The sequence below is a fragment of the Mariniphaga sp. genome, from assembly GCF_041687215.1.
Classification (GTDB): domain Bacteria; phylum Bacteroidota; class Bacteroidia; order Bacteroidales; family Prolixibacteraceae; genus Mariniphaga.
The window spans coordinates 1-12,520 of record NZ_JAWLCI010000018.1 but is presented as its reverse complement, the minus strand read 5'-3'; the positions used below and the strand labels follow the sequence as shown (position 1 = coordinate 12,520).

The 12,520-nt window shown below is 42.0% G+C and carries 10 protein-coding genes; 4 read left to right on the top strand and 6 right to left on the bottom strand.

The window, feature by feature from the left end:
* Positions 1 to 29: 29 nt before the first annotated feature.
* Complete coding sequence (locus tag ACESMA_RS08455; protein WP_372948359.1) at positions 30 to 218, bottom strand: hypothetical protein; 189 nt, start codon at positions 216 to 218, stop codon at positions 30 to 32.
* A gap of 128 nt (positions 219 to 346) precedes the next feature.
* On the opposite strand from ACESMA_RS08455, the gene ACESMA_RS08450 reads away from it, so the two are divergent.
* Positions 347 to 2,308 carry an OmpA family protein gene (locus tag ACESMA_RS08450; protein WP_372948358.1) on the top strand — a complete coding sequence of 654 codons (1,962 nt, stop codon included), beginning with the start codon at positions 347 to 349 and terminating at the stop codon, positions 2,306 to 2,308.
* Between the two features lie 4 nt (positions 2,309 to 2,312).
* On the opposite strand, the gene ACESMA_RS08445 is transcribed toward ACESMA_RS08450, so the two are convergent.
* Both ACESMA_RS08445 and ACESMA_RS08440 read right to left on the bottom strand, forming a co-directional pair.
* Positions 2,313 to 2,765 (bottom strand): c-type cytochrome, encoded by a 453-nt coding sequence (locus ACESMA_RS08445; RefSeq protein WP_372948357.1) that lies wholly within the window; start codon positions 2,763 to 2,765, stop codon positions 2,313 to 2,315.
* A 29-nt stretch (positions 2,766 to 2,794) separates the two neighbouring features.
* A complete protein-coding gene (locus tag ACESMA_RS08440; protein ID WP_372948356.1) occupies positions 2,795 to 4,066 on the bottom strand; it encodes a PQQ-dependent sugar dehydrogenase in 1,272 nt (423 codons plus the stop codon).
* Positions 4,067 to 4,195: 129 nt separating this feature from the next.
* Between ACESMA_RS08440 and ACESMA_RS08435 the strand changes: the two genes are divergently transcribed.
* Positions 4,196 to 5,209, top strand: a complete 1,014-nt coding sequence (locus ACESMA_RS08435; RefSeq protein ID WP_372948355.1) for a GntR family transcriptional regulator — start codon at positions 4,196 to 4,198, stop codon at positions 5,207 to 5,209.
* Positions 5,210 to 5,247: 38 nt separating this feature from the next.
* On the opposite strand, the gene ACESMA_RS08430 is transcribed toward ACESMA_RS08435, so the two are convergent.
* Positions 5,248 to 5,676 carry a DUF4174 domain-containing protein gene (locus tag ACESMA_RS08430; protein ID WP_372948354.1) on the bottom strand — a complete coding sequence of 143 codons (429 nt, stop codon included), beginning with the start codon at positions 5,674 to 5,676 and terminating at the stop codon, positions 5,248 to 5,250.
* A 177-nt stretch (positions 5,677 to 5,853) separates the two neighbouring features.
* On the opposite strand from ACESMA_RS08430, the gene ACESMA_RS08425 reads away from it, so the two are divergent.
* The gene (locus ACESMA_RS08425) at positions 5,854 to 7,287 is read left to right on the top strand and encodes a sulfatase (RefSeq protein ID WP_372948353.1); all 1,434 of its coding nucleotides are present in this window, start codon (positions 5,854 to 5,856) and stop codon (positions 7,285 to 7,287) included.
* 287 nt (positions 7,288 to 7,574) lie between these two features.
* Here the strand turns inward: ACESMA_RS08425 and ACESMA_RS08420 are convergent, their stop codons facing one another.
* The gene (locus tag ACESMA_RS08420; protein WP_372948352.1) at positions 7,575 to 9,464 is read right to left on the bottom strand and encodes an alpha/beta hydrolase family protein; all 1,890 of its coding nucleotides are present in this window, start codon (positions 9,462 to 9,464) and stop codon (positions 7,575 to 7,577) included.
* A 331-nt stretch (positions 9,465 to 9,795) separates the two neighbouring features.
* Here ACESMA_RS08420 and ACESMA_RS08415 point away from each other — a divergent pair, with 331 nt between their 5' ends.
* Positions 9,796 to 10,692: a bile acid:sodium symporter family protein gene (locus ACESMA_RS08415; protein WP_372948351.1), complete on the top strand. Its 897-nt coding sequence runs from the start codon at positions 9,796 to 9,798 to the stop codon at positions 10,690 to 10,692.
* A 2-nt stretch (positions 10,693 to 10,694) separates the two neighbouring features.
* On the opposite strand, the gene ACESMA_RS08410 is transcribed toward ACESMA_RS08415, so the two are convergent.
* Positions 10,695 to 12,344 (bottom strand): serine hydrolase, encoded by a 1,650-nt coding sequence (locus ACESMA_RS08410; protein WP_372948350.1) that lies wholly within the window; start codon positions 12,342 to 12,344, stop codon positions 10,695 to 10,697.
* Positions 12,345 to 12,520: the final 176 nt, after the last annotated feature.

Here is a 12,520-nt window from a genome sequence, read left to right as displayed (position 1 = left end):
ACAGTGGATTTTTTCTTATAGTGTAAAGGTTAAACGTCATCTTCTTCGTCGAAGTCTTCATAGTTTGAAGAGTAATCGTCCAGGTCTTCATCTTCAAATTCGTCATAAATGGTAAGTCTTCGTTTTGAGCTTTTGTCTCTTTTGCCCAGGTGTTTTTTTTGTTTCCGCTCAAAGTTGTCAGCTTCGGCGAAATTTTTTTTGTTTACTTTCCGTTTCATTTTTTAAAGTTCATTCAAAAAAAAATCATTTTATCTCAAAAAGTTTTAAAATTACAGAGCCAAAATAAGAAAAAATACAAATACAAAAAAACAAATAAAATTCATTTTTGAATTGTTTTTTAAAACTGATGAATATTTTTACAAAAAACATGATTTTCAAGTTCAGATTAAAAGCAAAATACCTGTTGAAGAGAGGATTGGTCCTGCTTATTTTATTGCTTTTTGCTGGTAAACTTGCAGCTCAGCCAAACCGAAGAGTGCAAAAGTGGTTTGACGAAGCCCGGCAGATGGTTTCCCGGCAGGAATATTCCCAGGCAATTAATCGCTGCAACCAAATTTTGGAACGTGATTCCACATTTTTGGATGCCAGGTTGTTATTGGCAGATATTTTTCATGAAACAAAAAATACTACCGATGAGGTTTTTCATTTAAAAAAAGCCATTGAAAAAACTAATTTACCCCTTGTTACCTGGCGCCTCGGGTTGGCATTAATGTCTTTGGAAAATTATGCTGAGGCTTTGTCGTATTTTCAGAATTATATAAAAAATGAAAATATTAGTGCAGAACGCAGAAAGGAGGCGGAGCAAAAAATTAAAAGTTGTGTTTATGCTGTTGAAGCCATTAAAAATCCCGTTGATTTTCAGCCGGACAGACTTCCTGTTACTATAAACAGCCCTTCAGATGAATACTGGCCCAGCCTGAGTATCGATCAGCAAAAACTTGTATTTACGCGGTTAATTAAAAAGCCGGGGTATCAACCGCAAGAGGATTTTTATACTTCCGAATTTTTCAGCAATACCTGGCAAAAAGCAATTCCAATGGATGAAATTAACACGGCTGAAAATGAAGGAGCGCAAACGCTTTCGGCTGACGGGAATTTGTTGCTCTTTACTGCCTGCAACCGGCCAGGTGGTATGGGAAGCTGCGACATTTATTACTCTATCCGCAAAGACGGACGCTGGAGTAAAGCGCAAAATGCAGGAAAACCCTTAAATACTTCAAGTTGGGAGGCACAACCATCCATTTCTTCCGACGGAAGGTTTCTGTATTTTTCGGGCAACAGGCCGGGAGGAAAAGGGGAAAAAGATATTTGGCGGGCCGAACTACTGGAAATTGAACCGAATGGCCGGATAAAATGGGGAACTCCGGTAAACCTTGGCGACAGCATAAATACTCCCGGTAACGAAACTTCACCGTTTGTTCATGCGGGAAATAAGAACTTTTATTTTGCTTCCGATTACCATGTTGGATTGGGAGGGTTCGACCTTTTTGTGTCGGATATTCTGGGCGACTCAGTTTTTTCTTTTCCCCGGAATCTTGGTTATCCGATAAATACGGTGAACGATGAGCAGGGACTGCATATCAGCGCCGACGGCCTCACCGCATTTTTCTCTTCGGCCCGCGACAGTCTCACCGGGCTCGATATCTATTCTTTTGAATTGGATGAATCTGTCAGGCCACATCCTGCCACGTATGTAAAAGCTACTGTTGTTGATGTTGAAAACGGGAAACCTTTGGAAGCTGAGGTGGCACTGGTAAACCTGGGTGGTATTACAACAGAAACACGAATTGAAAATACAAATACAAGTGGCGAATTGCTGCTTTGCCTTCCTTCCGGAAACAATTACTCCTTTTCGGTTGCAAAAGAAGGCTATCTTTTTTATTCCAATACCTTCGATTTGAGAAATTCCCGCCAATTTTACAATCCTTATGAACTTGAAATTGCACTGACGCCGATTAAGGAAGGCGCCGAAATGAATTTGCACAATATTTATTTTGAAACTGATTCTTTCAGGATTTTACCTGAATCGGAACCGGAATTGCAAAAACTGGTGGTTTTTTTAGAAGAAAATCCAACGCTAAAGGTTGAAGTTCAGGGGCACACCGATGATACCGGCCTGGCCGACAAGAATCTGATGCTTTCCGAAAAACGTGCCCGGTCGGTGGTTGAATACCTGGTTTCAAATCAAATTAATAAAAACCGGCTCACCTGGGCAGGCTTTGGCGAAAACCGCCCGGTTTCCGAAAACGACACGCCCGAAGGCCGCCAGATGAACCGGCGTACAACCATTAAAATATTAAACAATTAGTTTTCTATTTATTTCTGACTTTTTGCACTTCCTCCACCGTCACTTCGCTGGCGTTGTTGCCAAAACTCTGCCTGATATAAGTCAGTACATCAGCAATTTGTTTGTCGTTGAGGTGGGAGTGTGGCGGCATAATGCTGTTGTAAGTTTCACCGTTCACTTCAATTTTGCCACTCATGCCATTGAGCGTAAGTTCAATCAACCTTTCCTTGTCACCGTTAACCCAATCGGTTTGAATAAGAGGCGGGTGCATTCCCGGAACTCCAGATCCGTCGGCCATGTGGCAGGCCAGGCAAACCGAATCGTAAACCTTTTTGCCTGGATGATTGGCCATTTCAGCAGATTTTTCTGTGCCTGCCGGAGCTTGAGTTTGTGTTTGCTGTTGGGAGTTTTGATTACGTCCGGCGCAGGCACTGAGTAAAAATGCCAGCAGTAAAAAGAGGATTCCGTTAATTCTCATGATTCTTTCGCGTTATTTTTTGGTTTTTATTATGAATGAATTATTCTCCAGATTTTTCCCTTGTTGCTGTCCACAACATACAATGAACCATCGGGTCCCTGCGCCAGTCCGCACGGACGGTATTCGGCATCGCGGGTACTGCTTATGGTTTCAATGCCTGCAAAGCCATCGGCAAAAATTTCCCAGTCACCCGAGGGGTATGCACCTTCAAACGGCACAAATACCACAAAATAACCCGACTGCGGCTCGGGCGCCCGGTTCCACGATCCGTGAAAAGCAATGAACGCCCCGTTGCGGTATTTTTCAGGAAACATTTCACCAGAATAAAACAGCAAATCGTTTGGTCCAATGTGACCTGGAAAAGCCATAATCGGGTCCATTTTATTCTCGCAACGTTCCACCATTTCTCCATCACCGCCATATTCCGGCGCCAAAACCTTTTTTTCCCGGAACTGGTCGTAATAGCAATAAGGCCAGCCAAAATCGGCTCCTTCGGTAACCAGGAAAAATTCCTCTGCAGGAAGTTCAGCATTTTGTTTGTCATCGAATATCTCGGGGAAAAACTGGCTTAGCTGGTCGCGACCATGCTGCACTACATACAGTTCGTTCACTTGTTTGTTCCAGCTATTGGCCACTGCATGGCGTATTCCAGTAGCATAACGTTCACCATCTGTTAGTTGATCCTGATTCAAAACATCGTCCTTAAATTTCCAGATTCCGCCAGCGTATTCCAGTATCGGGCACGGGTCCATGCCAGGAGAACCTTTGGTTCGCATTTGTTCCATGCAGGCATTGGCCGGAGCGCCCACTGTAACATACATATTTCCCTGTCCGTCAAATTCCATGGGTTTGGCTTCATGTTGCCTTTCCTGTGGAAAACCGCGGGCAATCATTTCCCAGTTATTTCCGGGCAATAGTTCACCGGATTGCAAAGGATAACGGACTACTGCCGTATCGGAACCAAAATAAAGGTATCCTTTATGCAATTTAATTCCTGTTCCGGTGTGTTCCCCTGCATATTCAATTACATCGGCACGGCCATCTCCCGTTGTGTCGCGCAAACAGGCAATGCCTTTGTTTTCATCGTGATCCCTGAGCGAAACATAAATGTCGCCGTTATCATTTAAGGCAATGTGTCTTCCGCGGCCAATTTCATCTGCAACAACCAGGGCCGAAAATCCTTCAGGCAATGTAATTCCACCATTATCGGCATCAGCGGTAAGTTTTACTGTATCGGTTTTTTTCTGCTGGCTGCATGAAAATGCTGCAAGTACTATAAACAGAACAAACAAATGTTTCATAAATCTCGTTTTTATTGTTCAGTCAATTGAACGAATATCTTTTTGAAAAGTTCAGTTAAATTTTTAAAAGTTTGTTTTGAGTGGCATTGTACCAAACACTTTTTATTTTTGTTGTCAATTCAATAAAAAATGAATAGTTATTTAAAAATAAACCATCAGTCCGAGGTTCCAAAATACAAACAAGTGGTTGAATTGATAATTTCCGATATTGAGTCGGGAATTTTCAAACAAGGCCAGCGAATTCCTTCCATAAACGAAACCAGCGAAGAATTGCTGCTGTCGCGCGATACGGTTGAAAAAGCCTATGTTTTTCTGCGGAAAGCTGGTATTCTTTCATCGGTGAGGGGGAAAGGATATTATGTAAGCCAGGTAAATGTTCAAAAGCAGATTAAAGTAGCGCTCATTTTTAACAAGCTCAGCAACTATAAGCGAAGCTTGTATTACTCTTTTATTGAAACCCTTGGCAGTAAGGCGATAACAGATGTCTTTATTTACAACTACGATTTGCAGCAGTTTAAAAACATTATAGAAAACCACCTTTCAAAATACGATTACTTTGTTATTCTTCCGCATTTTAAAGATGAACATGCCGATGTGGCGAGTTTCATTCGCACAATTCCGAAAAAGAAGGTGTTAATTGTCGATCGCAATCTGGAAAGTCTGAATGATTACCCGATTGTTTTTCAGGAATATGAAAAAGATATCCAGTCGGCGCTTGCTGAAGGTACCGGGTTGATTCGAAAATACCGGAAAATCAACCTTGTTTTTCCGGTTGATCAATACTATTCAAAATATATTATCAGGGGATTTCAGATTTTTTGCCAGGTGAACGGGTTTGAATTTTCTGTTATTGACAAACTTACCTGCGAAGATGTTAAAAAAGGGGAAGCTTATGTAATCATTTCCGATGATGATTTGTACCGTTTTATTAAAATATGCCGAACGGAAAAATGGGATCTGGGAAAAGATGTGGGCGTGGTTTCTTACAATGAAAACCCGGTAAAGGAAATTCTGGAAAACGGAATAACTACCATTTCAACCAATCACGATGAAATTGGACGGATAGCAGCAGAAATGATTTTGACCGGCAATTTCAGGCGGATTAAAAGTCCGTTTGTTTTTATAAAGCGGAGTTCACTGTAATTTTCCATGTAGCAAGACCCTTGTTATTAGTGGTCTTTTTATTGTTGCTTTTTTCTTTCTATTTCGTTGCGCCTCATGGGCATCACATCAATAGTGGCATATAATTTTTCCAATGGCAGTAATTCATTTTGCCGCAGTTTTACTCCACCATCAAGGCCCAGCAAAACAACTTCAAACCCAGCGTTGGTTTTTTTATACTCATTATATAAACGCGAAGATTTTTTTTTGTTATCGCCGTTCAATCCGGTTTTGTATTCTCCGGGAAATATTTGGTATATAATTAATTTTCGCTCTTTTAAACCGTTTAAATCCTTGCTGAATTCTTCTAATTGAGACTGAAAAGTAGAGTTATTTTCGTCGTCAGTTAGTATTAAAATCAGCCTGTTTTCCCATTTGTGTTTCGACAAATCCTGAGCAGAGCCGAATAGAACGGTAAATAAAGTTACAGCCAACAATAATGTTTTCATATTATTCATTTTACAATTCTTTTTTAATTATTTACATGTGAGCAATTAAAAGGGGCATAATGTTCATTTGCTGATCATATTAAAGTTCTATTCCTTTTTTAAAAAACCATGGATTGAATTTGCCGGAAACAAAAAAATTTCTGATAGTTTTGTTTTCAAATCTAAAAACCGGCAAAAATGAAAAAACTGATTACTGTTGCTGTATTTGCCCTGATTTTTGCAGGGCTTACTCATGGACAAAACAAAAATCAACCCAATGTTTTGTTCATTGCGGTTGACGACCTGCGGCCCGAGTTGGGTTGCTACGGACAATCGCACATTCACTCCCCCCACATCGACAAACTGGCCGAAACGGGCCTTGTTTTCAACCGGGCTTATTGCAACATTCCCGTTTGCGGGGCTTCAAGGGCAAGTATTTTGTCGGGAATCAGGCCAAACCGAACCCGGTTTCTGGATTACAGTTGCCGGCAGGATGAAGACGTTCCAGGGGTGGTCAGTCTGCCCATGCACTTTAAAAACAACGGGTACACAACTGTTTCATTGGGAAAAATTTACCATCATCAAAACGACGGCAAAGGAAGCTGGAGCGAAACACCCTGGTTTCCGGAGGGCGACTGGCAGGGTTGGCAGGCCTATGTTATGCCTGAGTCGCACAAGCAAATCGAGCCACGCCCGAACGGAAACGGAATTAACGGCTCGTCGTTTGAATGGGCCGATGCGCCTGACCATATTTACCCCGATGGAATGATTGCCGATGAAGCGGTGCGCAGGATGCGGCAGTTCAGGAATTCAGGCGAACCTTTTTTTCTTGCTGTAGGATTCCTGAAACCACACTTGCCTTTTAATGCTCCGAAAAAATACTGGGATTTGTATGATTTTGATGAGATACAACTTCCTGATAATATGAAAAAACCCGACGGTGCGCCTGATGAGAGTATGCACAATTTTGGCGAATTGCGAAACTACACCGATGTACCTGACCAGGGACCGCTTGATGAAGAATTTATGCGAAAACTGATTCACGGGTATTACGCCTGCGTAAGTTATACCGATGCACAAATCGGTAAAGTGCTGAATGAACTGGAACGGTTGGGTTTGGCCGAAAACACCATTGTGATTTTGTGGGGCGACCACGGCTGGCATTTGGGCGAGCATGACCTGTGGTGTAAACACTGCAACTTTGAAAAAGTGCTGCACACACCACTTATTTTGCGGGCGCCGGGCAAAAAACAAAACCTGAAAACCGATGCCCTGGTTGAATTTGTGGATATTTATCCTTCGCTGGTAGAGTTGGCAGGACTGGAAAAACCTTTCCATTTGCAGGGGAAAAGTTTTGTTCAGCTGGCCGAAAATCCGAACCAACCATGGAAAGAAGAAGTCTTTTGCCGCTGGATTAGAGGTGAAACAGTAGTCACAAAAACACATACTTACACCGAATGGTTCAGCGATCAAACCGGAAAAGTAACAGCACGGATGATGTATAATCTGGCAGACGACCCGGAAGAAACCATAAATATTTCGGAAAAACCGGAGAATAAAAAGCTGGTAGAAGAACTTTCGGAAAAACTCAAAAAGCATATTGAGGAACGGGATGGGTTGGTCATTCCATAAAATAATCATCCAATGGTCAAATTTTTAAAGCTGTCATTTCGAATCCGCCGGCTGGCGGATTCGAAATGACAGCTTTAAAAGCAGACCCTGAAACAAGTTCAGGGTGACGTACTTTAATAAAAATGCGAATTAACTTAGAACGTCATGCCGAACTTGTTTCGTCATCTCTGTCATTTTCTCATTATGCCCAATAAAATTGGGAGAGCATTCGAAATGACAGCTTTGAGTTGACTTAACACCGGTATTTTTTAAAAGTTATCCGGTGATTTTCATTCTGAAATCAACGTTTATTCCTCAGCCGGCTTCAAATGTTTGTTGAGGAAAGTTATCATGGCCCGGTAAAAGTCGAACCGGTTTTCCTCATTGCCAAATCCATGACCTTCGTTATCTTTTACCATATATTCCACGTCAATACCGCGGGCTTTTAAGGCATCTACGATTTGGTCTGATTCTGCTTTGTTGACCCTCGGATCGTTGGCGCCCTGGGCCACAAAAAGCGGAGCCTGTATCTTGTCCACATGGAATACAGGAGATACTTCAGCCAGTAACAGGCTGTCGGCTTCCGGGTTTCCAACCATTTCGTAAAGCATGTCAAGCATGGGTTTCCAGTAGGGTGGTATGGTGTTCATAAAAGTGAAGAGGTTTGAAACGCCTACATAATCCACTCCTGCGGCATACAAATCCGGAGTTAGGGTGAGGCCGGCGAGTGTTGCATATCCACCGTAACTGCCGCCGTAAATGGCAACTCGGTCAGGATCGGCAATGCCTTGATCAATCAGCCATTTCACTCCATCCGTTATATCATCCTGCATGGTACGTCCCCATTGTTTGAATGACGATTCCCAGAATTCTTTTCCAAAACCGGTGGAACCGCGGAAATTCATTTGCAGCACGGCATACCCGTTATTGGCCAGGAACTGAACTTCAGGATTGAATCCCCAGTAATCGCGGGCCCACGGACCGCCATGTGGATTCACCACCACTGGCAGGTTTTTGGGTTCATATCCCAGCGGCAATGTCAGATATCCCTGAATAGTCAGTCCATCGCGGGAAGTATAGGAAATGGGTTGCATTTCGCACAGGTGTTCTTCGTTGAGCCAGGGGCTTAATTCAGCCAGTTTGGTCAACTCTTTGGTGCTTTTATCATAAAAATAGTAAGCGCCCCTGGTACGGTCGCTGTAAGTGCGAATCATAAACTTGTCTTCGGCTTTGTTGTGGCTTCCAACTGAAACTTCGTATCCGGGAAGTTTGGCATCCAATTCCTTTTGCATAGATTCTGCATTGGCATCAAAAAAATGCATGGTATCTTTATCAGTTGTCCAGGAAACTGCAAGCAGCTTTTTGTCTTTCCGTGAGTAATTAAGACCATCAATATCTGCCTCATTCGTTTCAAACAGCACTTCGGTTTCATTACCATTTGCCACATCAAATTTCACCAGAGCAGTTTTGTCGCGTCCCAGGTTCGAGAATGCATAAACCATTTGATTGTCGAACGTAAAAATGACCGGCGAAACGGTTTCTTTAAAGCTGGTGGTAAGCACCGGCCTGAAATCCTCTTCTTCTGTGTCGCGATAAAGAATCGTGTTGTTTACTCCATCTGAAGTGATGGCTAATCTGAGTTTGCCATCGTGGTCGGTCATCCAACCCATTATATTCCCCGGATTCTCGGCCAGCATGGTCATTTCACCAGTGAGCACATTCAGCCGGTAAGGGTCAAAAACAGTGGCATCGCGTTTATTCAGTCCAACAATCACTTCGTCTTCATCTTCTTTCAAATCATCGATAAAAGTTGTGCGCACTTTCTCGAAAACCGTTAGCCCTATTAAATCACTTCCATCGGCATTTACGCCATATAAATGAAAGTTTTCATCTCCACCGGTATCTTTCAGGAACAAAATCCGGTTGTCGCCTTTCCACAGGTAACCGGCGATGTCGCGTTCGGTTTCCGACGTGATACGAACAGCTGAATCAGCGCCGGTTTTTTGAACAAACACATTCAGCCTGCTTTCCCAGGGTGCCAGGTAGGAAAAATACTCTCCGTTGGGCGAAAGCTGAAATGCGGTTTTTTCCGGATTGCGGAAGAAATCTTCCATTGGAATTTGGGGAGCCTTTTGTGGTTCTTGTTTGCAGGCAAAAAGAATAACCATAATTGCCATAAATTTGAATATCTGTTTCATTTTTAAATAATTTAGTTTGAACGACAAGTTCCGAAAAAAATCTTTCTGATACAGTTATTTAGTCAATAAAATAATCGCGGCATTACAATTTTTTGAAAATTCGATAAAATTCATTCAGAGTTCAAATCAGAGAGAAAATTTTTAGGGAAATTCCAACTCTTTGGTTTGCTCTCTTTGTTTTTATTTAAGCATTGAAATTGAGAAAGATAACCAGAAAGAAAAAGGTTTTTCGGGAAATTTTGTTTGACGAGCTGAATTGTTGTTTGTAATATTCATTTTTCAAATGAAATATATTTGGCTGGGAACAAAATAAGTAGTTTAAAGACAAATTATGGAAACAAATTTTCTGACTGAACTTCTTTTGCCGGTTTCGCTTGCCATTATTATGTTTGGAATGGGATTGTCACTAAGTCCTGTTGATTTTAAGCGTGTTGCCGTTTATCCCAAAGCTGCAACCCTGGGCATACTTAACCAGATTGTAATTCTGCCGCTGGTGGGATTTGTCCTGCTCATGCTTATTCCCATGCGCACACCCGAACTTGCTGTGGGAATTATGATTCTGGCTGCCTGCCCCGGCGGTCCGACCTCCAATCTGATCAGTCACATTTCAAAGGGCGATACGGCTTTGTCCATTACCCTTACCGCCATTTCGAGCCTGATTGTTGTTATTACCATCCCGCTGATTGTGAATTTTTCGCTGCGTTATTTTATGCAGCACAATGAATATGTTCCGCTTCCGGTTTTCGATACCATAATTAAAGTAATTATTATAACCCTCATTCCGGTTGTAATCGGAATGGTTACTAAAGCAAAGCTTCCCCGGTTTTCAATACGCATGGAGAGGCCAGTAAAAATAATGTCGGGCATTTTGCTTTTTGTAATAATTATTGCCGCCATTTTAAACGACAGGGAAAACTTTCTTGGATTTTTTGCACAGGCCGGCCCGGTTGCCCTGGCGTTGAATTTGGCCATGCTTGCAGTGGGTTTCTTTACCGCAAAACTTGCCAGGCTCAAGGTATCGCAAAGAATAACCATTTCTGTTGAGTCGGGCATTCAAAACGGAACGCTGGGAATTGCCATTGCTGCCACCCTGCTGAAAAATCCCACCATGACCATTTCTCCGGCCGTTTACAGTCTTATCATGTTTATGACAGCCGGAATAATTATTGCCTGGGCAAACCTGAAAATGAAAGAGTTGAAGCCGACTGGAAGTAATTTCCAGGCATAAACTCATTCAACCTTTTTCGCCTTGTGTTCTCCGTTTTGAAGAAGTGTTAAACCAGTTACATCGCCATTATCATCCAAATGGAAAATGAATTCTGCATTGACCATTTTCGAGAAAAACCGGTGTTGTTCCGAAGCGAAAATTTCACTCTTCATTTGCCCGGTGGCCTGCACAAAAACGCATTTGCCTTCACGGGTAACGGTGAGAATAAATTCCGGCATCAGTTCATATTTGCCCAGGTATTTGTCGAGCAATTCATCGGGCAATTCCACTTCTTGCTTCACTTCAACCGGTTTGTCGGTTTTTTTCAGGTTCAGCGGCAAATAACCGGTACCGCTGGCCGTGAGCGAAACCACTTCGCCCTGAGCATTTCTCTTAAAAATAAATTCGTTGAAACTGTTTTTCATGAAAAACCGATCTTTCTCAAATGGCAGGAGTTTCTCCCTGTTTCCTGACGGATAGACATAAAACAGGCTGTCGTTTTCAACCAGAAGCGTTCTTGTTTCTTCCTCGTCCGATTCGTAAACGCCCACATAATCTTCCAGCGTTTTTTTATTCATTTCAATTTCATTCCGGTCGAAAGGTTTTTCAATGGCAGCGGCAGCCAGTTTAAATGCTGTACTTTGGGGTGGCATAGCGTAGCAGTTTGAAAATACAGCTACAAATACTTTTTCTTCCGGCAACCAAAGCGAAGCCGTTAAGTAGCCGTGAATTCCGCCTCCGTGCTCAATCATGGGCGAACCCTGGATGTTGCCCAGAAACCATCCGTAACCGTATCCGGTGGGTTTGCCGTTGTTCAACTTGAAAGAAGAGTGGGCTTTCAACCGGTTTTCGTGGCTGATTACCTTGTCGTTCATTACCGCGGTGTACCATGTAAAAAGGTCGTCCACCGTTGACAAAAGTGAACCGGCAGCATAAGGTTGGGTCATGCTTAAAAATTCTGCATTTACAAATTCGCCGTTTTTTTTCATGTAACCTGCAGCACGGTTTTTTATCACCCGTGAAGGATTTCCATAAGATGAATTTTGCATATCAAGCGGCTCAAAAAAAGTATCTTTAAGATATTCTTCGTAGGTTTTTCCAGAAGCTTTTTCAATGATGTAACCCAGCATAAAATAGGCTGAGTTGTTATACAGAAACTTTTCCCCCGGTGCAAAATCCATGGGCTGGTTTTTGAAAAAATCAATCATTTCAACAGGAGTAAAATCTTTTTTGCGCATTTCGGCATCCCATTCTTTCATGCTGGTGTAGCTTTTTATTCCTGAAGTGTGGGTTAGCAAGTGTTCAATGGTAATGGTGTGGCCGTGAGTGGGATAATCTTTAATGAATTTTGTGATGTCATCCTGAAGCGAAAGTTTACCTTCTTCTTCCAGTTTCAGAATGGCTGATGCAGTAAACTGTTTGGTGATGGAACCGATGCGGAAAATGTGTTCCGGTTTCAGTTTTACGTCCAGTTCCAAATTGGCATAACCAAAAGCCTTGCGATAAATCACCTGGTTGTTTTTGGCCACCAGCACAGTAAACCCCGGACTATTTTCAAAGTTTTGTTCACTTAAAATTTTATCGAACTGTTTTTCAGGGTTTTGGCTAAACGTTTTATTTGAAAGGCCAGTGACTATTAAAATAACTAAAATAAAAAAGTTTAAGCTTTTCATGTCATACGATTTTTTTAGTTTACATACCAGTAACAGAATTCATTTTATTCAATTAGACATTGTTTTTATGAATTAAGTTACAGAGGAATTATATTTTTTAAATAAAAGTTTTACAGAAAACATTACCAGCAGAAAATTTCACCACCATCATTGTATTATGACTTTTCGGGTCAAAT

Excerpts from the sequence above, each read along its gene's own strand:
- ACESMA_RS08455 (WP_372948359.1), bottom strand. The coding sequence starts at position 218 with ATGAAACGGAAAGTAAACAAAAAAAATTTCGCCGAAGCTGACAACTTT.
- ACESMA_RS08450 (WP_372948358.1), top strand. The coding sequence starts at position 347 with ATGAATATTTTTACAAAAAACATGATTTTCAAGTTCAGATTAAAAGCA.
- ACESMA_RS08445 (WP_372948357.1), bottom strand. The coding sequence starts at position 2,765 with ATGAGAATTAACGGAATCCTCTTTTTACTGCTGGCATTTTTACTCAGT.
- ACESMA_RS08440 (WP_372948356.1), bottom strand. The coding sequence starts at position 4,066 with ATGAAACATTTGTTTGTTCTGTTTATAGTACTTGCAGCATTTTCATGC.
- ACESMA_RS08435 (WP_372948355.1), top strand. The coding sequence starts at position 4,196 with ATGAATAGTTATTTAAAAATAAACCATCAGTCCGAGGTTCCAAAATAC.
- ACESMA_RS08430 (WP_372948354.1), bottom strand. The coding sequence starts at position 5,676 with ATGAAAACATTATTGTTGGCTGTAACTTTATTTACCGTTCTATTCGGC.
- ACESMA_RS08425 (WP_372948353.1), top strand. The coding sequence starts at position 5,854 with ATGAAAAAACTGATTACTGTTGCTGTATTTGCCCTGATTTTTGCAGGG.
- ACESMA_RS08420 (WP_372948352.1), bottom strand. The coding sequence starts at position 9,464 with ATGAAACAGATATTCAAATTTATGGCAATTATGGTTATTCTTTTTGCC.
- ACESMA_RS08415 (WP_372948351.1), top strand. The coding sequence starts at position 9,796 with ATGGAAACAAATTTTCTGACTGAACTTCTTTTGCCGGTTTCGCTTGCC.
- ACESMA_RS08410 (WP_372948350.1), bottom strand. The coding sequence starts at position 12,344 with ATGAAAAGCTTAAACTTTTTTATTTTAGTTATTTTAATAGTCACTGGC.